Source organism: Streptomyces melanosporofaciens (assembly GCF_900105695.1).
Taxonomy (GTDB): domain Bacteria; phylum Actinomycetota; class Actinomycetes; order Streptomycetales; family Streptomycetaceae; genus Streptomyces; species Streptomyces antimycoticus.
In genome coordinates this window covers 4,341,699-4,365,494 of the sequence record NZ_FNST01000002.1, presented here as the reverse complement: position 1 = coordinate 4,365,494, position 23,796 = coordinate 4,341,699, and the positions used below count along the sequence as shown (strand labels likewise).

At 71.8% G+C, this 23,796-nt stretch carries 23 protein-coding genes and 2 pseudogenes; 15 read left to right on the top strand and 10 right to left on the bottom strand.

Going from position 1 to position 23,796, the window contains the following annotated elements; genetic code table 11:
• Positions 1 to 87 precede the first annotated feature (87 nt).
• Positions 88 to 579: pseudogene (locus tag BLV72_RS21640) on the top strand (TetR/AcrR family transcriptional regulator); the annotation flags it as partial.
• A gap of 46 nt (positions 580 to 625) precedes the next feature.
• Here BLV72_RS21640 and BLV72_RS21635 read toward each other — a convergent pair.
• On the bottom strand, positions 626 to 1,495 hold the full coding sequence (locus tag BLV72_RS21635; RefSeq protein ID WP_093464225.1) for a class I SAM-dependent methyltransferase: 870 nt from the start codon (positions 1,493 to 1,495) through the stop codon (positions 626 to 628).
• 47 nt (positions 1,496 to 1,542) lie between these two features.
• On the opposite strand from BLV72_RS21635, the gene BLV72_RS21630 reads away from it, so the two are divergent.
• Positions 1,543 to 2,154 (top strand): helix-turn-helix domain-containing protein, encoded by a 612-nt coding sequence (locus tag BLV72_RS21630; RefSeq protein WP_093470474.1) that lies wholly within the window; start codon positions 1,543 to 1,545, stop codon positions 2,152 to 2,154.
• Positions 2,155 to 2,326: 172 nt separating this feature from the next.
• Here the strand turns inward: BLV72_RS21630 and BLV72_RS21625 are convergent, their stop codons facing one another.
• Both BLV72_RS21625 and BLV72_RS21620 read right to left on the bottom strand, forming a co-directional pair.
• Complete coding sequence (locus BLV72_RS21625) at positions 2,327 to 3,154, bottom strand: calcium-binding protein (RefSeq protein WP_342030669.1); 828 nt, start codon at positions 3,152 to 3,154, stop codon at positions 2,327 to 2,329.
• A gap of 268 nt (positions 3,155 to 3,422) precedes the next feature.
• Positions 3,423 to 4,337 carry a LysR family transcriptional regulator gene (locus tag BLV72_RS21620; protein ID WP_093464221.1) on the bottom strand — a complete coding sequence of 305 codons (915 nt, stop codon included), beginning with the start codon at positions 4,335 to 4,337 and terminating at the stop codon, positions 3,423 to 3,425.
• 185 nt (positions 4,338 to 4,522) lie between these two features.
• On the opposite strand from BLV72_RS21620, the gene BLV72_RS21615 reads away from it, so the two are divergent.
• Positions 4,523 to 5,275 carry an SDR family oxidoreductase gene (locus BLV72_RS21615; RefSeq protein ID WP_093464219.1) on the top strand — a complete coding sequence of 251 codons (753 nt, stop codon included), beginning with the start codon at positions 4,523 to 4,525 and terminating at the stop codon, positions 5,273 to 5,275.
• Between the two features lie 95 nt (positions 5,276 to 5,370).
• Here the strand turns inward: BLV72_RS21615 and BLV72_RS52045 are convergent, their stop codons facing one another.
• The 3 genes from BLV72_RS52045 to BLV72_RS21605 all read right to left on the bottom strand — a co-directional run bounded on the left by BLV72_RS52045 (position 5,371) and on the right by BLV72_RS21605 (position 7,359).
• On the bottom strand, positions 5,371 to 5,697 hold the full coding sequence (locus BLV72_RS52045) for an MBL fold metallo-hydrolase (protein WP_425288386.1): 327 nt from the start codon (positions 5,695 to 5,697) through the stop codon (positions 5,371 to 5,373).
• Complete coding sequence (locus tag BLV72_RS21610) at positions 5,694 to 6,395, bottom strand: MBL fold metallo-hydrolase (RefSeq protein WP_425288385.1); 702 nt, start codon at positions 6,393 to 6,395, stop codon at positions 5,694 to 5,696. Before BLV72_RS21610 ends, BLV72_RS52045 begins: the two co-directional genes overlap by 4 nt.
• 82 nt (positions 6,396 to 6,477) lie before the next feature.
• Positions 6,478 to 7,359: a serine hydrolase gene (locus BLV72_RS21605; RefSeq protein ID WP_093470473.1), complete on the bottom strand. Its 882-nt coding sequence runs from the start codon at positions 7,357 to 7,359 to the stop codon at positions 6,478 to 6,480.
• Positions 7,360 to 7,474: 115 nt separating this feature from the next.
• On the opposite strand from BLV72_RS21605, the gene BLV72_RS21600 reads away from it, so the two are divergent.
• Both BLV72_RS21600 and BLV72_RS21595 read left to right on the top strand, forming a co-directional pair.
• Entirely contained in the window at positions 7,475 to 8,461 is a 987-nt protein-coding gene (locus tag BLV72_RS21600) for a LysR family transcriptional regulator (RefSeq protein ID WP_093464217.1), read from the top strand.
• Between the two features lie 169 nt (positions 8,462 to 8,630).
• Positions 8,631 to 9,221, top strand: a complete 591-nt coding sequence (locus tag BLV72_RS21595; RefSeq protein ID WP_143059795.1) for a hypothetical protein — start codon at positions 8,631 to 8,633, stop codon at positions 9,219 to 9,221.
• Between the two features lie 38 nt (positions 9,222 to 9,259).
• Here BLV72_RS21595 and BLV72_RS21590 read toward each other — a convergent pair whose 3' ends face one another.
• Positions 9,260 to 9,997: a FadR/GntR family transcriptional regulator gene (locus tag BLV72_RS21590; protein WP_093464215.1), complete on the bottom strand. Its 738-nt coding sequence runs from the start codon at positions 9,995 to 9,997 to the stop codon at positions 9,260 to 9,262.
• A gap of 382 nt (positions 9,998 to 10,379) precedes the next feature.
• Between BLV72_RS21590 and BLV72_RS21585 the strand changes: the two genes are divergently transcribed.
• The 6 genes and pseudogenes from BLV72_RS21585 (at position 10,380) to BLV72_RS21560 (ending at position 18,251) form a co-directional block, all read left to right on the top strand.
• Positions 10,380 to 12,047: an ABC transporter substrate-binding protein gene (locus tag BLV72_RS21585; protein WP_208905688.1), complete on the top strand. Its 1,668-nt coding sequence runs from the start codon at positions 10,380 to 10,382 to the stop codon at positions 12,045 to 12,047.
• Positions 12,047 to 12,997 (top strand): ABC transporter permease, encoded by a 951-nt coding sequence (locus BLV72_RS21580; RefSeq protein WP_174893814.1) that lies wholly within the window; start codon positions 12,047 to 12,049, stop codon positions 12,995 to 12,997. Before BLV72_RS21585 ends, BLV72_RS21580 begins: the two co-directional genes overlap by 1 nt.
• Before the next feature lie 74 nt (positions 12,998 to 13,071).
• A complete protein-coding gene (locus BLV72_RS21575) occupies positions 13,072 to 13,887 on the top strand; it encodes an ABC transporter permease (RefSeq protein WP_425288530.1) in 816 nt (271 codons plus the stop codon).
• A 43-nt stretch (positions 13,888 to 13,930) separates the two neighbouring features.
• Positions 13,931 to 14,938 (top strand): annotated as a pseudogene (locus tag BLV72_RS21570) (ABC transporter ATP-binding protein); the annotation flags it as partial.
• Positions 14,939 to 15,144: 206 nt separating this feature from the next.
• Entirely contained in the window at positions 15,145 to 16,170 is a 1,026-nt protein-coding gene (locus tag BLV72_RS21565; RefSeq protein ID WP_093464212.1) for an ABC transporter ATP-binding protein, read from the top strand.
• Between the two features lie 170 nt (positions 16,171 to 16,340).
• A complete protein-coding gene (locus BLV72_RS21560) occupies positions 16,341 to 18,251 on the top strand; it encodes a gamma-glutamyltransferase family protein (RefSeq protein ID WP_093464211.1) in 1,911 nt (636 codons plus the stop codon).
• A 193-nt stretch (positions 18,252 to 18,444) separates the two neighbouring features.
• Here the strand turns inward: BLV72_RS21560 and BLV72_RS21555 are convergent, their stop codons facing one another.
• Entirely contained in the window at positions 18,445 to 18,807 is a 363-nt protein-coding gene (locus BLV72_RS21555; protein WP_093464210.1) for a DUF1330 domain-containing protein, read from the bottom strand.
• 194 nt (positions 18,808 to 19,001) lie between these two features.
• Here BLV72_RS21555 and BLV72_RS21550 point away from each other — a divergent pair, with 194 nt between their 5' ends.
• The 4 genes from BLV72_RS21550 (at position 19,002) to BLV72_RS21535 (ending at position 22,841) form a co-directional block, all read left to right on the top strand.
• Positions 19,002 to 19,322 (top strand): hypothetical protein, encoded by a 321-nt coding sequence (locus BLV72_RS21550; protein ID WP_093464209.1) that lies wholly within the window; start codon positions 19,002 to 19,004, stop codon positions 19,320 to 19,322.
• Between the two features lie 322 nt (positions 19,323 to 19,644).
• On the top strand, positions 19,645 to 20,019 hold the full coding sequence (locus BLV72_RS21545; RefSeq protein ID WP_093464208.1) for a hypothetical protein: 375 nt from the start codon (positions 19,645 to 19,647) through the stop codon (positions 20,017 to 20,019).
• The gene (locus tag BLV72_RS21540; RefSeq protein WP_093464207.1) at positions 19,947 to 21,062 is read left to right on the top strand and encodes a hypothetical protein; all 1,116 of its coding nucleotides are present in this window, start codon (positions 19,947 to 19,949) and stop codon (positions 21,060 to 21,062) included. Before BLV72_RS21545 ends, BLV72_RS21540 begins: the two co-directional genes overlap by 73 nt.
• A 246-nt stretch (positions 21,063 to 21,308) precedes the next feature.
• Positions 21,309 to 22,841, top strand: coding sequence for a helix-turn-helix domain-containing protein (locus BLV72_RS21535; RefSeq protein ID WP_093464205.1), 1,533 nt, complete (start codon positions 21,309 to 21,311; stop codon positions 22,839 to 22,841).
• 230 nt (positions 22,842 to 23,071) lie between these two features.
• Here BLV72_RS21535 and BLV72_RS21530 read toward each other — a convergent pair whose 3' ends face one another.
• Together BLV72_RS21530 and BLV72_RS21525 are read right to left on the bottom strand one after the other, a co-directional pair.
• On the bottom strand, positions 23,072 to 23,467 hold the full coding sequence (locus tag BLV72_RS21530; protein ID WP_093464203.1) for a type II toxin-antitoxin system VapC family toxin: 396 nt from the start codon (positions 23,465 to 23,467) through the stop codon (positions 23,072 to 23,074).
• Complete coding sequence (locus BLV72_RS21525; protein ID WP_093464201.1) at positions 23,464 to 23,742, bottom strand: hypothetical protein; 279 nt, start codon at positions 23,740 to 23,742, stop codon at positions 23,464 to 23,466. The genes BLV72_RS21530 and BLV72_RS21525 overlap by 4 nt, the downstream gene beginning before the upstream one ends.
• Positions 23,743 to 23,796 lie beyond the last annotated feature (54 nt).

Sequence of the window (23,796 nt, the reverse complement as noted above, 5' to 3'; positions counted from 1 at the left end):
TGGTCTTCAGATCGCGCAACCACGCCTCGAGGCCGTCGCCGAGGGCCTTGGTCGCGGTGGGAACATCCGCTTCGACCTGGTCTCCGGATCGGATCGGTAGCGGATCAGGGCGAGAACGAAGCCCGGCGCCAGCTCGCGGCGGATGATCCCCAGAAGCTCTCGTTGCGCTCGGTCGCCCGGGAGCTGGGCATGGTGTCCTCGGCCCTCTACCGCTACTTCGCCAGCAGGGACGAGCTGCTCACCGCGCTGATCATCGACGCGTACGACGCGGTCGGCGAGAGGGCGGAGAAGGCGGCCGAGGGGGCTCACCGCGGGAGCGCCGGCGCAAGGCGTGGCGTGTCACGCGGTCCGGGACTGGGCGCAGGCCAACCCGCATGAGTACGCCCTGATCCACGGTTCACCGGTCCCGGGTTACGCCGCCCCCAGGACACCATCGCCTCGGCGGCGCGCGTGCCGCTGGTCCTGATGGGGATCCTGCGAGAGACGAACCCTTCGCCCGCGTTCGAAGGCCCGCCGCTGACCGGAGGCTTGTCCGGTCAGTTGCGGACGCTGGGCGAGCAGATCGCGCCGGGCCTGCCGCTGGAGCGCTGACCAGCCGAAGCCCATGGCCGGTGACCGCGTCAGGTCATGGGCGGCGCGCCGCCCACAGCGTGCGCTCGGCGCGGACGGTGAGGTCATCGCGTCGTACGACGCCGTCGGGGCTGTCGCTGTCGATGAGGTGGTCGAGTGTGGCCAGGTCCTCGGAGCTCAGCTTTTCGGCGACGCGGGAACGCAGCACTCCGAGGGAAGCCTGGGCGTAGCGGCCGACGGACTCGGGCAGCGGGGGACGCAGATCGATGGTGAAGGGGCGCTCCACCTCGACGGTGAATCCGGCGGCGGAGAGCCGGGGGCCCCAGTCGGAGCCCAGGTCCGGCAGGCTCTCGGCGTGGGCTTCGGCCCGTGCGGCGTGACAGCGGGCTTCGAGTCCGGGGCGCCCTCGGCCGACGTCATCGGGGAGGAAACGCGGGAAGCCGGCCATCTCGATCACTGCCAGGAGTCCGCCGGGGCGCAGCGACTCGAAGATCTGCCGCAATCCGCGGTCGGGATCGGTCAGGTGGTGGAGGGACGCCGATGCCCACACCAGGTTCACGGCGCCGAATTCCGGCCATGCGGCGTCCAGATCCGCTTGGACGGTGCGCACCCGGTCCTCCACTCCGCGGGCGCGGGCCTTGCCGCGGAGATGGTCCAGAAGCCGCGGGGATCGGTCCACGGCGATCGCCTCGGCGCCCTCGAACCGCTGGAGCAGGGCGAGGGTTCCCGCACCGGTACCGCTGCCCAGGTCGAGGATCCGGTGGAGTGGTTCGTCTCGCGTGAGCTGGGCCAGGACAGCCGTCGCCTCGGACAGGAAGGTGTGCAGGACTTCGGCGTCGAGGTCCAGGAGTTCGGCCATGGCCGACTCGCCCCACTCGTCCTCATCAGCCGCGTTGTTGTGGTGGTGATGGTGGTGATCCGTCATGCTCCGAGCCTAGGGCGGCCTTGCTCCAGCGACATACCATCTTGCCCATGACGCAAGAGGACAGCGCTCTCGACGGCTTGGTCCGCAAGCGGATCAGGGGACTGCGTTCGGCCTTGGGCTGGTCGCTGGACGATCTGGCCGCCCGTTGCTATCTGAGCCCCTCCACGCTGAGCCGGATCGAGACGGGGCATCGGCGGATCAGTCTTGATCAGTTGAGCGCGATAGCCCGGGCCCTGGGGACCACTTTGGATCAGCTGGTGGAGTCGGACGCAGACGATGACGTGATCATCCGGCCGCAGCATGACATGGCGCGCGGGCTGACCACCTGGATGCTGAACCGGCAGCCCGGGGTCATCGTGGCCAAGATGCGCCTCACCAAACCGGCCCCGACCAGTGCCAGGGCGCTGAAGGTCCATCCGGGCAGGGACTGGTTCACCGTCTTGTCCGGAGCCGTCACGCTCGTGTTGGGGGACCGGCGAATCCTCGTCGAGACCGGGCAGGCCGCGGAGTTCTCCACCATGATCCCCCACGCGTTCGGGGCGCACGAAGGACCGGCGGAGATCCTGGGCATCCTGGACCAGGACGGACGTCGCACCCATCTGCGGCCGCGGCCGAACGGGGGCGGGGGGAGGTCGGCCGAGGACGACGCCGAGGGCTGAACGCCCCGTCCGTCCATGTCTTCGCGTCCATCCGTCCTCGCGTCCGTCCTCGCGTCACGTGGCGAAAGTTGGCGGCGCTGCCGGGCGGGAAGCGCGACGGCAGGGCCCCGAGCCACTCGGGAGGCCCTGCCGTCAGCTGGACCTGGTCCCGGTGGACCTGATCCCGGTGAAGCTAGTCCTGGTGAACCTCGTTGCTGCCCGGGCCGCCGGAGAGGGTGTCAGTGCCCTGGCCGCCCCACAGCACGTCATTGCCGCTGTTGCCGTAGATCGTGTCGTTGCCGTCCTCGCCGTACAGCGTGTCGTCGTCCTGGTCGCCGTAGATGGCGTCGGCGCCCTTGCCACCGCGCAGGATGTCCTTGCCGGTGCCGCCGCGCAGGATATTGTCCTCGGAGCCGCCGGTGATGGTGTCGTCGCCGGCGTCACCGTGGCATTCCTGCACGCAGTTGGTGATGGTGTCGTCGCCGTCGCCGCCGTAGGCGCCGAAGCCCATGACACCGCCGCCGCCGTCGATCTGGTCGTCGCCGTCCTCGCCGTAGAACATCGGCGCCGCGTTGCCCTTGAGGACGTCGTTGCCGGCGCCACCGTGAATTCCGGCGTAGGCCGAGCTGTCGGCGTCGAGCTTGATGGTGTCGTCGCCGTCACCGAGGTCGACGTCGTAGTTGTCCGAGTCGTCGGAGTTCTGCGGGATGAGCACCGCGCACTGGGCGACGGTGTGATCGCCCGCGGTCGGGTAGGTGCACTCGTCCCAGTCCGCCGCTTCCGCATCGATGGTGATATCACCGTTGTCGCGGAAGGTGAGGACGTAGTATTCCTCGAATTCCCCACGGCTGACGATCTGCTCGGAGACCGACAGGTTGTTCTTCTGTCCCGCGGCGGCCTTGTACCAGAGCTCACCGTCCTCGTGGACGAGAGAACCCGAGGTCGTCGCGGACGCCTGGGCGGCGGGCGCCGCAAGAGCGGCTCCCCCCAGGGCGAGAGCGAGGGTGGCCGTAGCGGCCATGGTCCGGTACATGCGCATAGGGGTGTGACCCTTCGTGCAATCAGTGCCGATCAAACCGGCGGAGGAAGCGCCGATGCGATCACCGGGCGCCGGTGATCGGCGATTTGGTGTTTCCGATCGCCCTGGTAGACCGAGATGGACGGCAAGCGGTTGCACCGGGAATCCCCTAGTTTCCCGCAGGCGCAGGTCATCCCCTTTTTCCACGGTAGTTGCGTCATGAAAAGTTCCATCGCGGCAACCGCCTATTGTGGGCTGCTTAACTTTTTGTTCACCGAGTGGCCGTTGAGCCGGCCGAAGGCGGACCGGTGAGGTGGGCCCGGGCGTACTTACGGAAGGCCGTCACAAGGCGGCTGTTGTCGTCGGCGCGGGTGGCCAGCACCACATGACTCGGCTCGACCCCGTGCAGCGGGACGGTGGCGAGATCGGGGCGGAGGCCCTGGCTATAGGCACCGGGTGCGATGGTCACGGCCTGCCCGGAGGCGATGAGTTCGAGCTTGTCCTCCACCCCCTCGGCAAGCGGGCCGTCGGGTGCGCGGCTGCCGTCGGGGCGGGGGTCGATCCGCCAGAAGGCGTTCCAGACCGGGTCGGCGCCCCGGATCAGGGGTTCGTCGGCAATGTCGGCGACGGTGACCGATTCCTTCCCGGCCAACGGGTGATCGATGGGCACCACCAGCACCCGGGGCTCGTCGTAGAGAACCGTCACCTGCAGATCACCGGTCGGGAACGGCAGTCGGGTCACCGCGGCGTCCACCCGGTGGTCGAGCAGGGCGACCCGTGCGTCGTTCCAGGTCAGGTGCAGGGCGCGGACGTCGGCGTCCGGGTTCCGGTGGCGCAGCTCGCGCACCGCCGGGGTGACGATGACGTTCATGATGTAGCCGATGGTGATCCGGCTCGGCTCGGCGACGGCCCGGGTGTGGGCCGCGGCCTGGGCGGCGGATCGCAGCAGCGTCTTGGCGCGGGACAGGAAGACCTCGCCGGCCTCAGTGAGCTTGCTGCCCTGCGGGGTGCGGTCGATCAGCCTGGCCCCCAGCTGTCGTTCGAGCTGGCGGATCTGCCGGCTCAGGGACGGCTGGGTGATGTGGAGGGCCTCGGCGGCGCGGCGGAAGTGCCGGTATTCGGCGACGACGGTGAAATACCGCACCAGCCGAAGATCGAGATCCACCGGAGGCGGCGTGTCTGCCATGCCCTCACGCTAGCCGCGCCCACGCGCCGTCCGCTACTGGGCAATCCCCTTGAGCTGTGGTGATGCCTGAGTCGTATCTCCGCATGCGGAACAGGCCTTGGACGCGGATCCAGGGCCGTTCCTAGCGTGGCGTACGTATCCGCAGCAGTTCCCCCCTTTTTTTCTGTACCAGCGAGGAGAGACGTATGTCCGCACCCGTAGCCCTGATCACCGGTGGCACCAGTGGAATCGGCAAGGCCACCGCCGAATTGCTTCATCGTCGCGGATATCAGGTGGTCGTCACCGGGCAGAATCCCGACACCATCGCCGCGGCCGAGAAGGAATTCCCCGAAGACGTGGTCGTGGTGCGCGCCGACGCCCGCTCGCTGCCCGAGACCGACCGCGTCGTCGAGGACATCCGTGAGCGCTTCGGCGGACTCGATGTCGTATTTCTCAATGCCGCCATCGTCCGCATGCTACCGATCGAAGCCGACGTATTCGACGAGGCCGCCTACGACGACCTTTTCAGCGTCAATGTCAAAGGCCAGTTCTTCACCCTCCAAAAGGCCCTCCCCCTGCTCCATGACGGGGGTTCCATCATCTTCAACGTAGGGATCGGCGCCACGAGGGGAATTCCCGGCGGGGCCGCCGTTTCCGCCGCCACCAAGGGAGCCCTGCTTTCCATGGTGCCGTCACTCGCCCTTGAACTCGCTCCCCGGCGCATTCGCGTCAACGCCGTCAGCCCCGGCCCGATCGACACCGGAATCTGGGCCAAACAAGGGATGCCGGCCGAAATGCTGGAAGAGGTCGCCAAGGCCACGGTCTCCCAGGTCCCCCTCGGGAGGTTCGGGACGAGCGAAGAGGTCGCCGAAGTCGTGGCGTTCCTGGCCTCGGACGCGGCCGGCTTCGTCACCGGGGAGAACCTCGTCGTGGGTGGGGGTGTGGGGATCAGGTCGTAGGGACGCGCCGTCCTGAGGGCGCGCCGCACAGGCCCGGTCGCTCAGGAGCGAGCCTGGCGTTCGCGGCCGAGCCAGATCGTTCACGGCCGAGCGGGTCAGAAGCGGTACGGGGTCGCGTACTCCGGCAGCAGGATGCGGGAGCCGGGGCTGGCCTCGCGGATCCGGGCGATGAAACCGTCCAGGTCGATCGTGGGATCGCGGTGGGCACCCTCGTCCAGGGGGAGTTCGAAGTTGTCCCAGTGCACGGGGACCACGGTGGCGGGGTAACCGAGCGCCTTCAGCAGACGGGGGGCGTAGCGGTGGGTGGCGGGGGTGCTGGGGGTGGCGATCATGGCCACGTCGGGGCGCAGACCGGCGGCGTCCCGTTCGCTGAAATCGCTCGCTCCCATGAGGAAGGCCGAAAGCCCGTCGGGCAGCGTCACGTGGAAGGCGAGAGTGTCGCCCTCCGGGAGGTCGGAGACGGTCTGGGGCGGGGCGGGGGGCCGGTGAGGGTGCCGGGGGCGAAGTAGCCGTAGGAGTCGTTACGGCTGTGGCGGCTGGAGACCGCCTCGACCACCAGGCCGTCGAAGTCCAGCACCTCACCGCCCCTGACCACGGCGATCCGGGCCTTGTCGACGCCGAGGGCCCGGAGCAGGTGGTACGTGGTCTCGGTGCCGACGATCCGCGCGTCCGGGGCGGCCGCGGCGATATAGGGGACGTCGTTGAGGTGGTCCCAGTGGCTGTGGCTGACCAGGATCAGCTCGGGGCGGCCTATATGGCGGTCGATCGTCGCACCGTCCGTGGTCAGCGGCGTCTTCGGATTGAAGCTCTTCTTGAAGAGCCCGGTTTCGAAGCGGCTCAGATAGGGGTCGAAGAGGATCGTCCGGCCGCCGCCGGTGTCGATGCGCCAGCCGCTCGTACCGAGCCACTGGAAGGTCGCGTCGGAGGTCTTGGCGTTCGAGGTCCCCGCGTTCGAAGTCTTCGCGTCGGAGGTCGTCGCGTCCGGGTTCCTGGGGGCACGCGGCACCGTCCCCGTGGCCGCCTGCGCGGCCGTGGGAAGGACGGCGGGTACGGCCGCGCCGGCCGCCGCTCCCCGGATCAGCAGACGGCGGTTGAAGCGCGATGCTCTGTTGGCGGTCATGGGCCCAGCAGAGCAGTTCCCCGGCCCACCGTCCAAGATCGTCGCGGCACTGCAGCCATATCCGTTTCCGTATCAGGCCAGGTCAGCGGGGTCTGAGCGCGTCCGCCGCCAGCCGCGCCGCCCGCCCGATCGCCGCGTCCACCGCCGTACGTGCCGCCGCGGCCGAGGCCGTACGGGCGAACACGGCGACCGCGTACCGGCCGCCGTCCGGGTAGCGGACGACGCCCGCCTCGATATGCAGGCTCGGCAGCGTGCCCGTCTTCGCCGCGACCAGCACGTCATCGGGGAAGCCGGAGGCCAGCCGCTGACGGAAGACCTGCCGGGACATCAACTCCCGCACCAGCGCGCACGCCGCCGGGGAACCGGCCCGGTCCCGCCAGATCAGGCCCAGCAGGGTGGTGATGTCGCGGGGGGTGCTGGAGGTGGTGTGCCGGGGGTCCAGGACGCGGAAGCGGCGCAGCCGCTCGAAGGTGAGCGTCGGATAGACGGCGGCGAACTCCGCCTCGTCCGTCGCGCCCGCGTCCTCGAACATCGACTCCAGCAGTTCCCGGGGCCCGCCGACGATCCGCGTGCGGTCCAGGCCGAGTTCGGCCGCCAGCAGCCGCACCGTATCGAGGCCGATCCGGCGCACCAGCGCGTCCGCCGCGGAGTTGTCGCTCACCGACAGGGCGAAGTACGCCAGGTCGCGCAGGGACATCTCGACATCGTCGGCGCAGCCCGCGGTGCCCCAGCCGCCGAGGCGGCCCGGGGCGGTGATGACCACCCGTTCGCGGGGGTCGAGCTGTCCGGCGTCGGCCTGCCGGGCGAACTCCAGCACCAGCAGGATCTTGAACACGGACGCGATGACGACCTGGTCGTCCACGCCGAGGCCGATCTCGCGCCCGGGTGCGTCGATGTCCACCGCGTGCAGCCGGCCCTCGGCGTCCGCCTCCGCGAACACCTCCGCGATCCGCTTCTCGATCAGCGCCGCGTCGACCGGCGCCGCGTCGATCAGCGCCCCGTCGACCGGCGCCGTGGCCCCTGATTCCCCCTTGTCCAACGCTCCCCCTCACCCCTCCGGCGTCGCATAGGGTCGCCCGGTGGATCTCATACGCCACCTGCGCCTGTTCATTGTCGTCGCGGAGGAGCTGCACTTCAGCCGCGCCGCCGATCTCCTCGGCATGGCACAGCCGCCGCTGAGCCAGTCCATCCGGCGGCTGGAGCGGGAGTTGGGGCTGGAGCTGTTCGACCGCTCGGCCCGCCAGGTGCGACTCACCGCCGCCGGTGCGCTGCTGCTGGAGGAGGCGCGCGAACTGCTCGCCCGCGAGGAGCGGTTGCGCACCGTCATGGCGCGGGTCCGCGACGGGGAACTGGGCACGCTGCGGGCGGGCGTACCACCGCAGACGCCCGCCCGGACGCTGCACGCCCTGCTGTCGGCGTGCGCGGAGGAGTTCCCGGGGCTGCGGATCGACCTTCAGGAGGTGGACACGGCCGAGCAGGTGCGGCTGCTCGCCGCCGCCCGGCTGGACGTGGGTCTGGTGCACCACCCGGTGGCGGACGCCGACGATCTCGTGCTGGGGCCGTCCGCCGGGGTCGAATTGGGGGTCGTCCTGCCCCGATCCTCCCCGCTGGCCCGCCTTTCCGAGGTGACCCTGGCGGACCTTACCGGCCATGAGCTGTTTCTCTTTCCCCGGGCCGCCGCGCCGGGGTGGTACGACCGGATTCTCGATATCTGCCGGGAGGGCGGTTTCACGCCGCCCGCGGTCCGTCATGCCCGTAATCCGGAATTCCTGCTGGGGCTGGTGGCATCGGGACGCGGGGTGGCGTTCGACGACGGGCGGGCGGCGGGCAAGGAGCCGCGGGCCGCCTGGCGCCCGCTGGCCGGCCGGCCGCTGATGCTGTGGATGTCCGCCGTATGGCCTGCGCATTCGGCCCATCCGGCGGCAGCTCCGTTCGCCCGGATCGCCGCGGAGGTCATCGCGCGGGAGGACCCGCCCAACCGGCTGCTCACGCCTCCGGAGGAGACCGGCCGACCCCGGCCGTGGTCGGTGGTCTTCGAGCCCGGCGCCGGTCCGGCGACACCGTGAGAACCCCTCCGCAGGAAAGCGCCGCGAGAAAGCACCACAGGAAACTGATCCGGATTACAGTTCACCTTTCCTGGAGAACATCGCCGGAACCCATGGAGTTTTACCGGATCCGCCTGTCAAGATCTTCCCTCATGCCTTCCCCGTTCACTCAGGAATATCAGGGATTCTCGTGCGGAAAATAAATGCGGCCGCCACCGTGGCCGTCGCGGTGCTGGCTCTGGCGCTGACCGGCTGCGGCAACGACGACGACAAGGGCGCCCAGTCGTCCGGCACTTCCGACAAGGCCGCGGCCGCCCAGAAGGGCGACGGCTCGCGCGGCACCGCGTCCGCCACCCCCACCGGTGCGAGCCCCAGCCCGAGCCGTACGAAGCCCGCCGGGAAGAGCCCCAGCGCGAGCCCGAGCAGCCCCCGGGCCACCCGCACCGCCGACAACGTCACCCCGGCGCCCCGTCGCACGGCCCCGAGGACGCAGGCCCCCGCGCCGACCCGCGCGGGCGCCCCGGCGAGCGTGCAGGGCACGTGGTACTCCCAGGTGCGCGATCCGAACGGCAAACCGCTCGTCATGACCGTGACCGGCGGCTCCCTGACCGTGGGGTACCAGGGCAAGTCCTGCCCCGGGACGATCAGCGCGAGCATGGCCGTCTCCATGACCTGCCAGGGCGAGACCATCTCCGGCGGCACCGCGGTGGTCAGCGGTGACGGCCAGAGCCTCACCATCAACTGGCCGCAGGGCAACCCCGACCGGTACGTCCGCCCCTAGGGCCGGTCGTCAAACAGCCGGGCTCGACTCCCGGTGTCTCAGGCCCCCGCCGCCTCAACTCCGCCGCCCCGCGCCTCCGTACGCCGCCGCTGCTCCTCGATCCGGTGCAGTACCGAGTCCAGATGCGTCTCGGAGGCGGCTCGGGCCGCCTCCGGGTCGCGGGCCTCGATCGCCCGCAGGATGGCCTGGTGCTCCTCGATCGTGGCGCGCCGGCGGGCGGCGGACAGCGAGGTCTCGCGCCGCCCCGGCTCACCGATCTCGTAGACCCGGTCCAGCAGCCGCAGCAGCAGGGGGTTGCGGGTGTACTGGGCGATGGCGCGGTGGAAGGTGCGGTCCAGGTCGGTGAACTCCCGCCGCGTGGGCTCCCGTCGCATCGCGTCCAGCAGCGCGTGCAGCTGGACGATGTCGGCGGGGGTGGCACGCCGGGCGGCCCGCGCGGTCACCGAGGGCTCGATACACGCGCGCACCTCCATGACCTGCAGCAGCTCCGCCGTGGCGTCGAGCCCCGAGGCGAGGATGTCGCCGTGGGGGGTGGCCCCCGGGTCGAGTACGACGGTGCCGGAGCCGGGGCGCCGGGCGACCAGTCCGCGGGAGGCGAGGGCGCGCAGCGCTTCGCGGACCGAGCCCCGGGAGACGCCGAGGCTCTCCGCCAGCTCCCGCTCCGGGGGGACGCGGGAACCGGGCGGCAGCTCTCCGCTCAGGATCAGCCGCTCCAGGCCGACGGCCAGGGCGTCCGGCCTCGACAGGGTGGAGTGCCGCAGTTGCCGCCAGTCCATCTCCTGGCTTTCCTCCGCCTTCTTCAGCTTTCCCGAAGCCTTCCGAACTTCGCGAACCTTGCGAGCTTCCCGAACTTCCCGAGCTTCTCGAACGCCCCGGGCCTTTCCGGGCTTTCCCGAACTTTCCTGTGACCTTTCCGGTCCGGCCGGTGGTCGTCCAGAGTCTCATATCCGGCGGACCTCTCCCCCGGCATCGTCCCGGCCGCCGACGCGAGGGGATTTAACCAGGTGGTGACAGGCGGGCAACCGGAGTCGCCGGGCCCGCCCACTACCGTCCGCTGAAAGCAATCTGGTCCGACCAATGGACCAACCGCCTGTCCCTGCGCCATCCTGGCCGCACCGCAGCGCGCGCTCTCCGTCCCCAGCAGTGAGGCATCCCGCCATGCGCCAAAGAACGAGCGGACCCAGCGACCGGCCCCCACCCACCCGCCACCGACCGCCCGGCGCGGCCCTCGCCGCCCGGGGGCTGTGCGTGCTGGTCGTCGCCGCCACCGCCGGCTGCGCCTCCCTGGCCTCTCCCACGGCCGAGGTGGGCGCCGACCGGATGACCGACCCCCGGCCCGTCCGCGACGGCGGAACGCTGGCCATCGCCCTCAAATCGGACCCGGACAAGCTGGACCCCACCCTGGCCAGCACCGCCGTGGGCCGCACGGTGTTCGCCGCGATGTGCGAGAAGCTCTACGACGTCGACGCCCAGGACCGGTTCGTGCCGCAACTCGCCGCCGCCCCGCCCACCACCAGCGACGGGGGCCGCACGGTCACCATCAAGCTGCGGCACGGCGTCCGGTTCGCCGACGGCACCCGGATGGACGCGAAGGCGGTCAAGACCTCCCTCGACCGGCACCGCACGCTGCCCGGATCCGTCCGCGCCAGCGAGCTGAAGCCCGTCACCTCGGTTCGGGCGGTCGGCGACGACACCGTACGGCTGCGGCTGAAGAAGCCGTACGTTCCGCTGCTCGCGCTGCTCGCCGACCGCGCGGGCATGGTGATGTCGCCGACAGCGCTGAAGCGTTACGGCAACGGCTTCGCGAGCCACCCCACCTGCGTCGGCCCGTTCCGCTACGCCGAGCGCGTGGTGGGCGACCGCATCGTGCTGGACAAGGACCCGAACTACTACGACGCCGACTCCGTCCATCTGCGGCGGGTGATCTACCGCACCATCACCGACGGCAACGTCCGGCTGGCGAATCTGCAGTCCGGTGACATCCAGGTCGGCGACCAGATGGACCCGGTCCAAGTGGGCAGGGCGCTCACCGAGCCCGGGCTGCAGCTGTTCAACTCCCCCTCGCTGGGCTACTACGGACTGACCCTCAATATCGGCAACACCAAGGGCGCCGGGGCGCCGCCGGGCCGGATCGACACCCCGATCGCGCGGGATGTGCGGGTGCGCGAGGCGTTCGACCTCTCCCTGGACCGCGCCCTCATCAACACCATCGTCTTCCAGGACCGCTACCGGCCCACCTGCGGCCCGCTCCCCTCCGGCACCCCGTATACCACCGGGGCCCGCTGCCCGGCCCGCGACCTGGCCAAGGCCAAACGGCTGCTCAAGGCCGCCAAGGTGGCCACCCCGGTCCGGGTGCGGCTGCAGATCAGCACCACCCCGGAGGACAACCGGCTGGGCCAGGTCGTCCAGGCCATGGCCAAGGAGGCGGGCTTCGCGGTGAGCCTGGCGCCGACCGAGTTCGCCACCGGCCTGGAGCACTCCCGCGCGGGCGACTTCCAGGCGGCGACGACCAACTGGTCCGGACGGCTCGACCCGGCGGGCAACATCGACGTGTTCGCCGGCACCGGCGGCGCCCAGAACTACGGCGGCCTCTCCGACCCCGCCATCGACCGGCTGATCGCCGAGGGCGGCGCCACCGCGGGCAAGGCCGCCCGCCAGAAGATCTACGCCCGGCTCGTCGAGCGCATCCGCGCCCAGCACACCGTGCTCTATCTGATCCAGCCCACGAACTACGTGTCCGTGACCAAGAAGGTCGCCGGGCTGAAGGTCTTCGGCGACGGGCTGATCCGCGTGAAGGACGCCGGATACGCGAAGGGAGGGAACTGATGTCCTATCCGATCCGCCGCGTCGGCGAATCGCTGATCACTCTCTTCCTGGTCAGCGTGGTGGTCTTCGCGGGTGTGCGGGCGCTGCCCGGCGACACCGCCACCGCGCTGGCCGGGGAGGAGCCCACGCCCGAGGCGATCGCCCAGATCCGGGCGAGCTACGGGCTGGACGACAACATCGTGGTGCAGTACGCGCGCTATGTGCGGCACGCTGCCACCGGCGACCTCGGCGTCTCCTCCCGCACCGGGCTGCCGGTCCTGGACTCGGTCCTGGAGGCCCTGCCCGTCACCCTCGAACTGTCCGCCCTGGCCCTGCTGCTCGCGGTCGTCGTCGGCGTGGGCGCCGGGGTGGTCGCGGCGGTCCGGCGCGGCCGGCCCGAGGAGTGGCTGGTCAACGCGGTGGCACTGCTGGGACTTTCGGTGCCCGCCTTCTGGCTCGGCATCGTGCTGGTCCTCGCGTTCGCCATCGCGCTCCCGGTCTTCGCCGCCTCCGGGTTCGTGCCGTTCGGCGTGGACCCGATGGAGAACCTGCGCCATATGGTGCTTCCGGTGATCGTCCTCGGCTCCGGTCTGGCGGCGGTCGTGATGCGGCAGACGCGCGCGGCCATGCTGGGCTCGCTGTCCGCCGACTACGTCCGCACGGCGCGCGCCAAGGGGCTCTCCAGCCGCCAGGTGATCATGGGGCACGCCCTGCGCAACAGCCTGGTCACCGTGGTGACCGTGCTCGGGCTGCAGCTCGGTCACCTCATCTCGGGCGCGGTCGTCACCGAGCAGATCTTCGTCCTGCCGGGCTTCGGCAAGCTCACCATCGACGCGGTCTTCTCCCGCGACTACGCGATGGTGCAGGGCGTGGTGCTGTTCACCTCGGCCGCCTACATCCTCGTCAACCTCCTGGTCGACCTGGCCTATTCGGTGATCGACCCCCGTATCCGGCTCGGAGGTGCCCAGTGAGCGCCGCTGCTACCGCCCTTCCCGTCGCCGAGGAGCGGGAGCGGGCCCCGCTCGCGCCGCTGTCCCGGCTCCGGCTGCTGACCCGCAACAAGCTGGCCCTCACCGGGGCCGTGGCCGCCGCGATCCTGGTGCTGATCGCGGTGTTCGCACCGCTCATCGCGCCGTACGACCCGGCCCGGCCCGACTTCTCGGCCGCCCTCCACCAGCCGGGCTGGGCCCACTGGCTGGGCACCGACGACCTGGGCCGCGACCAGCTCTCCCGGGTGGTGTACGGGGTGCGGGCCTCGCTGCAGATCGGTCTGCTCGCGGTGGCGCTGGCCTTCGCGGCCGGGGTGCCGCTCGGGCTGATCGCGGGCTACTACGGGCGGTTCGCCGACTCGGTGGTCTCCCGGCTCACCGACACCCTGCTCGCCTTCCCCTTCCTGGTGCTGGCGGTGGGTCTGGCCACCATCCTCGGACCGTCCCTGCTGAACGCCACGATCGCGGTCGGCGTCTCGCAGATCCCGGCCGTCATCCGGATCACCCGGGCGGAGACGCTGCGGCTCAAGCACCTCGACTATGTGGCGGCGGCGGTGGCCAACGGCGGCGGGGACGGCACCGTGCTCTTCCGCCACATCCTCCCCGGCGCCCTGTCCGCACTGACCGTCCAGGCCACCGTGGGCATCCCCTCCGCGATCATCGGCGAGGCACTGCTGAGCTTCCTCGGCCTCGGCATCCAGCCGCCGTCCGCCTCGCTCGGCGTGATGCTCTCCAGCGCCCAGGCGTACATCGCCGCCGCGCCCTGGATGGCGGTCTTCCCTGGACTGGCGATCATCGCCGCGACGCTCGCGTTCAATCTGCTCGGGGACGGGCTGCGCGACATCCTCGACCCCCAGGGAGACAGCCGATGACCACGTCGGGAAAGAGCCCGATGACCGCGTCCGGAGAGAGCCGATGACCACTTCCGCGACCCCTGCCCTGAGCGTGCGGGACCTGTCCGTGGTCTTCCGCACCCCGACCCGCGTGGTCCACGCGGTGGACGGGCTGTCGTACGACATCGCCGCCGGTGAAGTGCTGGCCGTGGTCGGCGAGTCCGGCTGCGGCAAGTCCGTGACCTCCACCGCCGTGATGGGGCTGCTGCCGCCCACCGCGCGCGTCGGCGGCTCCATCCGGCTGGGCGGACGGGAGCTGGTGGGGGCGGACGAGAAGGAGCTGCGGGACGTCCGCGGCCGGGAGATCGCGATGATCTTCCAGGAACCGATGACCTCCCTGAACCCCGTCCTCACCATCGGCCGCCAGGTCGGCGAGGTCCTCCGGCGCCATCAGGGGCTCGACCGCCGCACGGCGCGCGAACGGGCCGTGGACCTGCTCGACCTCGTCGGCATCCCCGCCCCCGCCCAGCGGTCCCGTGACTATCCGCACCAGCTCAGCGGCGGTATGCGGCAGCGGGTGATGATCGCCATCGCGATCGCCTGCGACCCCGCCGTGCTCATCGCCGACGAGCCCACCACCGCGCTGGACGTCACCGTGCAGGCGGGCATCCTGGAGGTGCTGCAGTCCCTGCGGGAGCGGCTCGGCACCGCCATCGTGCTGATCACCCACGATCTGGGCGTGGTCGCCGACATCGCGGACCGGGTGCTGGTGATGTACGCGGGGCGGGGCGTCGAACAGGCCCCGGTGGACGCGCTGTTCACCGCGCCCCGCCATCCGTACACCCGCGGGCTGCTCGGCGCCGTGCCGGTCCCCGGCCGGAGGCGGGCGGCGGGCGAACGGGGGCGGCTCCAGGAGATCCCCGGACTGGTGCCGAGCCTCACCGAACAGCCGGACCGCTGCACCTTCCAGCCCCGCTGCTCCTCTGCCGATGAACGGTGCGGTGCGCAGCGCCCCGCGCTGCGGGCGCTGCGCGAGCGGCACGAGGCGGCGTGCTGGTATCCGGTGCCGGTCGATCCCGGGCGTCCGGACCGTCTCGAAGGCCCCGAACAGCTCGAACGCTCCGAGCAGACCGAACGCCCCGAAGAGCGCACTGAGCGCACTGAGCGCACTGAACGCACTGAGCGCGCTGAACGCACTGAGCGCGCTGAACGCACTGAGCGCGCTGAACGCGCTGAACGCGCTGAACGCGCTGAACGCGCTGAGCGCCCCGAACGCCCTGATCAGGAGGCCGCCTCATGACCGCCGCCGTCGCGTCCGTGGAGGCGCCGCGGGATGACGCCGTGCTCGACATCAGCGGCCTCGTCCGCCACTTCACCGGCCCGGCCGGCACCGTCAAGGCGGTCGACGGGGTCAGCCTCAGCATCGGCCGGGGCGAGATCGTCGGCCTGGTCGGGGAGTCCGGCAGCGGCAAGTCCACGGTGGGGCGGTGCGCCGTACGGCTGGACCGGCCGACCGCGGGCAGCGTGACGATCAACGGCCGCGAGGTGACCCGGCTGTCGAAGCGGGCGCTGCGTCCGCTGCGCAAGGACTTCCATCTGGTCTTCCAGGACCCGTCCTCCTCGCTCGACCCCCGGATGACCGTGGGCGCCATCGTCGCCCAGCCGCTGCGGCTGCACCGCCTGGCCTCCGGCGACGCCCTGCGCGACCGGGTCGCCGCGCTGCTGGCCCAGGTGGGGCTGCGGCCCGAACTGGCGCGGCGACGGCCCCATGAGCTCTCCGGCGGGCAGCGGCAGCGGGTCTCGATCGCCCGCGCGCTGTCGGTCGATCCGCAGCTACTGGTGGCCGACGAGCCGACGTCGGCGCTGGACGTCTCCGTCCAGGCGTCCGTGCTCAATCTGCTGGCGGATCTGCAGCGGGAGCGGCGCTTCGGCTGTCTGTTCATCACCCATGACCTGGCCGCCGTCGAGTACCTCGCCGACCGGATCGCGGTGATGTATCTGGGGCAGCTGGTGGAACAGGCCCCGGCCGCCGAGCTGTTCGCCGACCCCAAGCATCCGTACACCCAGGCGCTGCTGTCCGCGGCGCCGGTGCCGGACCCGGCCGCGCAGCGGTCGCGCGCCCGGATCGTGCTCAGCGGGGAGCTGCCCAGCCCGCTGGATCCGCCCCCGGGCTGCCGCTTCCACACCCGCTGTCCGCTGGCCGTCGAGCGCTGCCGTATCGAGCCGCCCGCGCTGCGGGTACTTGCGGGCGGCGGGGGTCGGCAGGTCTCCTGCCACCTGGTGGCGGACGACGGAACGGCGCCGGACGCCTCGGCACCATGACCCATGCCCATGCCCCCATAAGGACACCTCGGCCCCATGAGAACGCCCCGGCTCCCTGAGAACGCCTCGGCCCTCTGAGCCACCCCGGCCCCCTGAGGACACCTCAGCCCCGTCAGTCCCCTGAGCCCCGCCCGCGCACCCGCCCCCGTACGAGATCAGGAGCCCGCCGCATGTTCACCACCCGGCCCACCCTGCAGGGCACCCATGGCATGGTGTCCTCCACTCACTGGCTGGCCTCGCAGTCCGCCATGGCCGTCCTGGAGGACGGCGGCAACGCCTTCGACGCGGCCGTGGCCGCCGGGTTCGTCCTGCATGTGGTCGAGCCGCATCTGAACGGGCCCGCCGGTGAGGTGCCGATCATCCTCGCCCCGGCGGGCGGCGAACCCACCGTGCTGTGCGGCCAGGGCCCGGCCCCCGCCGGGGCCACCATCGACCACTACACCGCGCTCGGCCTCGACCTCGTCCCGGGCACCGGCCCGCTCGCGGCGGCGGTGCCCGGGGCGTTCGACGCCTGGATGGTGCTGCTGCGCGACCACGGGACGAAGCGGCTCGCCGAGGTGCTGCGGTACGCGATCGGCTACGCCGAGCACGGCCATCCCGCGGTCGAGCGGATCGGGGAGACGGTCGAGGCGGTGCGGGAGCTGTTCGAGACCGAGTGGACGACCTCGGCCGAGCTGTATCTGCGGGACGGGACCTCCCCCGCCGCCGGGCGGCTGCTCACCAACCCGGCGCTGGCCGCCACCTGGCGGCGGCTGATCGCCGAGGCGGAGGCGGCCGGGGCGGGGCGCGAGGCACAGATCGAGGCGGCCCGCCGGGTCTGGCGCGAGGGCTTCATCGCGAAGGAGCTGGCCAACGCGGCGGCCCGGCCCGCGATGGACTCCTCCGGGCAGCGCCACGCCGGGACGCTCACCGGGGACGACCTGGCCGCCTTCGAGGCCACGTACGAGGCGCCGGTCAGTTACTCCTGGAACGGCTGGACCGTGTGCAAGGCCGGGCCCTGGAGCCAGGGGCCGGTGCTGCTGCAGCAACTCGCCCTGCTGCCGGACGGGCTGACCGCGGACGACCTGGGGACGCCCGACTTCCTGCACACCCTGATCGAGGGCGGCAAGCTGGCCATGGCCGACCGGGAGGCGTGGTACGGGGACGCCGCCGACGTGCCGCTGGCGGAGCTGCTCTCCCGTCCGTACAACGACGAGCGGCGGCGGCTGATCGGCGATGCGGCCTCGTACGAGCTGCGCCCCGGGCGCCCCGGGGGCCGTACGCCGCGGCTGAGCAAGCAGGCGCTGGCCGCCGTGGCCCGCGCGGCCTCCGGGGCGGCCGGACCGGCCGCCGGGCCGGGCGGCGGGGAACCGACGGTCGGCGGACCGGGCCTCGGGCCGGCCCTCGGCGGACCGGCCGCCGGGGGATCGGCCGTTCGGGGACCGGCTCCGGGCGAACGGGCCGATGGCGAACCGGCCGTCGGGCCGGACGGGGTGACGCGGGGCGACACCTGCCATCTCGACGTCGTGGACCGCTGGGGCAACATGGTCGCGGCCACCCCCAGCGGCGGCTGGCTGCAGTCCAACCCCGTCATTCCCGCGCTGGGCTTCCCGCTCGGCACCCGGCTCCAGATGACCTGGCTGGACCCCGGGCTGCCCAGCTCCCTCACCCCCGGCCGCCGCCCCCGCACCACGCTCACCCCCTCCCTCGCACTGCGCGGCGGCACCCCCGTCATGGCCTTCGGCACCCCGGGCGGCGATCAGCAGGACCAGTGGAGCACGCACTTCTTCCTCGCGGTCGCGCTGCGGGCCCCGGTGCGCTCCGGCCTGGATCTGCAGGGCGCCATCGACGCCCCCAACTGGCACCAGGAGTCCTTCCCCGGCTCCTTCCACCCGCGGGCGATGACGGCGGGACGGGTGGTCGTGGAGTCCCGGATCGACGAGACCGCCGTCGCGGAGCTGCGCCGCCGCGGCCACGATGTGGTGGTCGGCGAGCCCTGGTCGGAGGGACGACTGTGCGCGGTCGCCCGCGACCCCGAGACGGGCGTCCTGCTGGCCGCCGCCAATCCGCGGGGCGCGCAGGGGTACGCGGTGGGGCGGTGACCGTGGTGGGGAGGCGTGCGCGCCAGGTGGTGCCCGACGGACCGTGACGCCTGCGGCGGGCCACGCCCCTCCCCGCCCCTTCCCACAACTGGGCTCCGCCCCCGCCCCCCGGGGACCAAGGGGCGAAGCCCCTGCCGGGCGGCGGAGCCGCGTATCGATGCCGCGGGGTGTGGTCCGCCGGGCGGCGTGCGCGCTAGCGGGCGTAGCCGCCGGGGTCGGCGGCCCGCAGCTTCTCGGCGCGCGCCAGCGGCTCGTAGCCGGAGTCCACGCCCTCGACGAGGACCACGACGCCCTCGATGTGGTCGGTGCGGAGCCGCAGGATGTCCTGATAGGCAGGCGAGGCGTACCACTCGCGGGCGTCCGCCATCCCGCCCGGGAACTCGATCAGCACCACACTGCCCGGCCACTCCCCCTCGACCACCTCCAGCTCGCCGCCGTGGATGCGGAAGCGGCCGTGGAAGGGGTCGAGGGTGGCCTGGATCCGCTCCAGGTACTCGATGATGTCGGGGTGCGGACTGCGGCCGTGCAGATGCGCGAGCGCATAGGCGGCGGGCATGGCTCCTCCAAGTGCTCCGGCACGTGCTCCGGGCTGGTCGGCGATTGGGTCCGGTCCGGCGTCTGCGGCGGACACGGATCAGCCTGCCGCGCCGCGCCCGGGGCGTCGATTACCCCTGAGGTCATGGCGGCGGCCCCGGAGGTGGTGGCCGACCGCGCCCCGGGCCTCAGTCGAGGATGCCCAGATCCTCCCGCATGATCCGGCGCATCGCCGCCGGCCGCATGACCATCGTCGTCACACACCAGCTCGAGAACACGCAACTGGCTGACCGCATCCTCGTCATGCGCGAGGGGCACGTGATCGAGCACGGGGGGCACGAGGAACTGGCCGACGTTGGAGGAGTGTTCGCCGAACTCGTCGCCCTGGCCAGCGGGTCAGCGGGCGCGGCAGCACTTCCGGTGCTGTCCGGTGTGTTGGCGGGTAGCCCTCAGGGATGGCGAAGAAGCGGGCGGGCTCATCCACCGAGCTGGTGCGTTGGGATGCCCGTGGGGGCGGGAATGGGACCGCACTGCTGAACGGTGCGTGCAGGCGCACTGGCGGCTGACCCGCCCGCTTCCGCACCACCGACTTCCAGCGAGGTGACACCGTCATGACCACCACCGTCGTACCCGGGCTGCTGGAGCAGCTGCGGCACCTGCCGGACGACGCCTTCACTCGCCTCCAATATCTGGCCCCGCAGGTCGGCTGCTTCAACGGATGCGCCATGTGCTCGCAAGGAGCCGGCCGCGACACCTGGAGCCTGACCCGAGAGGGGCTGACCGGACTGTTCACCGCCCTCGCGAAGGTTGCCGCCGAGCGGAGCCGGCCATCGCCTCGGGCCGTATCCACCGCCCCGGCGTGGTCTTCCCCTACCTGGACAACGACATCGGCTCCTACCCCCACCTCGACCACTACGCCCAGCTCGCCCGTGATGTCCTGGGCGTGAAGCTGCGGATCTCCACCGTCGGCTACTCCCGCCACTCCACGCGACTGGCCGCTGTGCACCAGCACCTGGTGAAGGAGTTCACCGATGTCTTCGACGGCATCCGCTTCTCCATCACCCCCTACACCCTCGGCTTCACCGGCCGCTCCGGCGTCGACCGCCAGGCGTATATCGAGGATCTGGCCGCCGCCTGCGGACATACCGGCCGCTACTGGACGTGCTCGGGCACGGCGCCGCCACCGCCGCGTGCGAGCTCCGTTTCGCCCCGCTCGTCGGGATCTGCGAACTGACCGACGTCCGCATCGACGGCCACCACGTCCTCGCCACCGGCCCCCACCTGCTCATCTCCCATGAACGGATCGAAGGTGAGCTGCCCGAGACCGTGATCGAGCACTTGGACGAGCCGGTCTACTCCCAACCCGGCGCCCCCTATCTGCACATCACCTCCGACACCGCCCGGCTGACGGCCGCCACGGTGCGGGCTGCGCTCACCGGCACCCTCTCGGTGCCGCACCGGGCCCGGACGGTACGGCTGTACCGCTTCGCCAACGCCGACGGCCCGTACTTCGCGGCCGATCCCAACTTCCACCCCGACGGCACCTTCACCGCCCTGCACCTTTATCCGGCCACCGCCGTGCGCCCGAACTCCGGCTACACCGACGCAACCAGGCCCCTTCTCAACACCTTGCTGGCCCACAAGCGGGCCCGCGGACTAGGCCGCCGGGAGGAGTTCGCACATGCCACTGGTGGGGACGTGGCCGCCGTTCTTCAGGCGCTCACCGGCCAGGCCGACGAGCTGCAACCCATCGACCGTGCTGCGGCGGCCCATCTGCGCCAGATCCATCCCCAGGTCGCCGCGTACGCGGCGGCGCTTGAGCGGGCCGGCTACCCGCCGCGCATGTTCTTCTCCCGGACCTTCACCATCGACACCGGACAGATCGTCAACCAGGGCCGCGCCGAGAAGCTGTTCCACGGCCTGACCGGCACCAACGGCGAACCGATGACCCCGCTCGAGGAACGCGACTTCGGCCGCGCCAGCCTGTCCACCCTCCGCGGACCGATCTGGCGGGTGGCGCCGCTGCCTCTTGCCGCTACCGGGCGCCTGCCGCTCGCCGTCGCAGGGAAGAAGAACCCACCCACCAGCGTCCCGAGCCTATTGGTCGAGGAGCTCGACCCCTGCCACCTCTCCCCGGTCATGCGCACCACCGGCTGCCGCCTACGCCGCCACACGCTGGCCCTGCCGGGCGGCTGGATCGAGCACACCAGCATGACGCAAGGCCGGGCCCTCTTTGCCCTGCCCGGCCTGCTCGCGGATCCGCGGGCCACAGGATGACAGTGGTCCCGAAGCGCTCGGAGAAACCGGCCACGCTGGTGAGACACGAGTCCTTGGCCATCTCGTGAGACAACCCCGCGCACCGTTGGTCACCGATGCGCGAGTACCGCATCCGCGCCCATGCGCCTGCTGACAGGCGCGGTTCCCACGCCCGCTTCCGGTGGCCTCCGCCGTCTCCACAGGTTTCCCACAGACCGGTCCGAGCCCCTTCGGGAACCCAGGCGATCGGAACTAATGTGCTGTTTCATGCCCGCCTCGCCCTCCGACGTGCGCGCCGACCGCGCCGATAACGTTCTCGCCCTCGCCCGGCTGGCCTCCCGGCGCGGGGCGGTTCGGGACATGCTCGGCTGGCTGACCCGGCGTGCCGGGGGCCCGGCCGTGCTGGTCGGGGACACGGGCCGGGTGCTGGCCGGGCCGGGTGGGGAGCACGACCTGGCGGTGACTCGGCCGGCCGCCGACGCGGCCGTCGAGTTGAACCGGCGCGGGGCGCCGTCCGCCGTGTTGGGCGGGGGCGAGGGGCCGCCGGTGCATCTGATCGCGCTCGACACCGACCCGAGCACGTATCTGGCCGTCATCGGGCCGGACGATCCGCACTGCGGAACGCTGCTCGCCGACGCCGCGCGCACCCTCGCCCTGTGCTGGCGGTTGGAGCAGGCCGAACGGGCGCGGCGGCGGATCGAGTCGGCCGAGGAGCACAGCCGGGAGGCGGTGCTGCATCTGCTGATGGTGGGCAGCGTGCCCGCCGCGCAGCGGATCGCCGGGGCGCTGCGGCCGACGCTGCCCGCGGTGGTCCAGATGTACGTGATCGAGTGTCCGCGCCCCCGGCGGCGCGAGATCGCCCGGCGGATCGACCGCGAGGCGGGCGGCGCGGCGTGGATCGTGCCGTGCCCGGTACGCCCGAACCACGTCCTCGCGCTCGTACCGCCGGAGACGGCGAACCCGGCCATCGGGACGGACCCGGCCGAGGTGAGCGGCGACCCTCACCCCCCGCTCCCCGCATCACTGGACCTGCTGATCGTCCGCCTGGTGCCGGAGTGCCGGGTCGGGGTGAGCGCGGCGGTCGCGCTGCGGGATACGCCGACCGCCTATGAGCAGGCCATCCACGCGCTGGCGGTGGCCCGTAACGCGCCCGAGCGCCGCGCCGGTTTCGGCGGCGACGTGGATGTGACCGTACTGGCGGGCCCGGAGGGGTATCTGTGGGCGAGCGAACTCCTGGCTCCCTGCCTGCGCTACGCCCCGGCCCGCCGCGCCGACCCAGGCCCGCAGGAGTTGCTGGGCACACTCGGGTCCTGGCTCAGCTTCGGTGGAGCGGCCAGCCGCCATCTGAAGATCCACCGCAATACGCTCGCCGCGCGGATGCGCCATCTCGATGAGCTGCTGGGCGTGGAGGTCAGCCGCAGCCTGGCCGCGCAGTCGGCCGCCTGGCTCGCCCTGCGGCTGCACACCGCGCCCCAGGCCGCGGCGGCCCGCGCCCAGGCCCCGCCGGGGCCCACCGCCACGCTGGACACGGTGCTGGGCACCCCTGCCGCCGGGACCTGGGCCCGGGCCCAGCTACGCCCCCTGGAACAGGCCAGGCCCACGGCCGGGCTGGAGACCGTACGCACCTGGCTGCGCGCCGACGCCCGCCTCCCCGCGGCAGCCGCCGCCCTCGGCATCTCGCCACCGGGCGCGCGCAAGCGCCTGACCAGGGCGGAGGACGTGCTGGGCCGATCCCTCCTGACCGCCCCGAGCGCGAAGTACGAACTGTGGCTGGCGATGCGGGCCCTGGGATCGCTCTGAGCCGGGACACCGCGATGCGCGCCGGTGCGCTCTCACCGTTCGCGGCCGTACTCACCGTTCACCAAAGCACTCACCGTTCGAACGGGAACCACCCGGCGCCCTCACTGTGCACATCGTTCCTCGCCGCCGGTGCCACGCCCGCCTAATGTCCTTGACGAGCCAGGGTCGGCCGCCGCGCGACGACGGGGGTGTCGCGCGCGGCCCGCCCCTGTCCCCTCCCGGCCCGCGCGTCAGCCGATGACTTCGATCTCGCAGCGGGCCATGGTGCAACGGCTCAGCCTGGCGTCGCCGGTAATCAGCGGAGCCCGGTACACCTCCGCCGCCGCGACGTACGCCGCGTCGTAGCCCGAGACCTGGCTCCGCAGCTCCCACATGCGTATGAGGAGCGGCTGGATACCGATCGCCTCGATCGACGCCCCGGTCAGCGCGGCCACGGCGTCGTCGGCGCGAGCTTGGGTGATCTTCTTTCCGAGGAGCCGACCGCGTACCGCGTGGAAGGTCTCGACGATGAGATGGCCGGGCGCCGCCCAATGCGGATCCTGGGCGAGACGGGCGCGGGCCGCCTTCCCGGCGGCGGCGTCCCCGGTGAGCGCTTCGGTGAGGACGCTCGCGTCCACAATGATCACGCGGTCGCTCCCGGTTCGCCCGGCGAGAACCCGAGCCCGGCGGCGCGCGCCGCGCGGTCGGCGTCGAGCTCGCGCACGGTCTCGCTCATGGAACTCTCGGCGCCGTCCGTTCGTCCCTCGAAGCGCTGCAACAGCGCAACGTTGCCCGCTCGCTCGGCCTCGTTCTTGACCAGGTCCAACAGATATCCCTGGAGGGACTGGCCGAGCTGCCTCGCCCGTTCGGCCAGTATCTCGCGGACCTCGTCCGGCACATCCCGAATCTGCAGAGCCACCATGCATGCATTTTCCATGCACGGTGGCTCCGCGGGCAAGCCGGTTACCGACAAGCC

Excerpts from the sequence above, each read along its gene's own strand:
- BLV72_RS21580 (WP_174893814.1), top strand. The coding sequence starts at position 12,047 with ATGTCCTATCCGATCCGCCGCGTCGGCGAATCGCTGATCACTCTCTTC.
- BLV72_RS21630 (WP_093470474.1), top strand. The coding sequence starts at position 1,543 with ATGACGCAAGAGGACAGCGCTCTCGACGGCTTGGTCCGCAAGCGGATC.
- BLV72_RS21535 (WP_093464205.1), top strand. The coding sequence starts at position 21,309 with ATGCCCGCCTCGCCCTCCGACGTGCGCGCCGACCGCGCCGATAACGTT.
- BLV72_RS21615 (WP_093464219.1), top strand. The coding sequence starts at position 4,523 with ATGTCCGCACCCGTAGCCCTGATCACCGGTGGCACCAGTGGAATCGGC.
- BLV72_RS21625 (WP_342030669.1), bottom strand. The coding sequence starts at position 3,154 with ATGGCCGCTACGGCCACCCTCGCTCTCGCCCTGGGGGGAGCCGCTCTT.
- BLV72_RS21610 (WP_425288385.1), bottom strand. The coding sequence starts at position 6,395 with ATGACCGCCAACAGAGCATCGCGCTTCAACCGCCGTCTGCTGATCCGG.
- BLV72_RS21565 (WP_093464212.1), top strand. The coding sequence starts at position 15,145 with ATGACCGCCGCCGTCGCGTCCGTGGAGGCGCCGCGGGATGACGCCGTG.
- BLV72_RS21590 (WP_093464215.1), bottom strand. The coding sequence starts at position 9,997 with ATGGACTGGCGGCAACTGCGGCACTCCACCCTGTCGAGGCCGGACGCC.
- BLV72_RS21525 (WP_093464201.1), bottom strand. The coding sequence starts at position 23,742 with ATGGTGGCTCTGCAGATTCGGGATGTGCCGGACGAGGTCCGCGAGATA.
- BLV72_RS21585 (WP_208905688.1), top strand. The coding sequence starts at position 10,380 with ATGCGCCAAAGAACGAGCGGACCCAGCGACCGGCCCCCACCCACCCGC.
- BLV72_RS21635 (WP_093464225.1), bottom strand. The coding sequence starts at position 1,495 with ATGACGGATCACCACCATCACCACCACAACAACGCGGCTGATGAGGAC.
- BLV72_RS21550 (WP_093464209.1), top strand. The coding sequence starts at position 19,002 with ATGATCCGGCGCATCGCCGCCGGCCGCATGACCATCGTCGTCACACAC.
- BLV72_RS21620 (WP_093464221.1), bottom strand. The coding sequence starts at position 4,337 with ATGGCAGACACGCCGCCTCCGGTGGATCTCGATCTTCGGCTGGTGCGG.
- BLV72_RS21560 (WP_093464211.1), top strand. The coding sequence starts at position 16,341 with ATGTTCACCACCCGGCCCACCCTGCAGGGCACCCATGGCATGGTGTCC.
- BLV72_RS21555 (WP_093464210.1), bottom strand. The coding sequence starts at position 18,807 with ATGCCCGCCGCCTATGCGCTCGCGCATCTGCACGGCCGCAGTCCGCAC.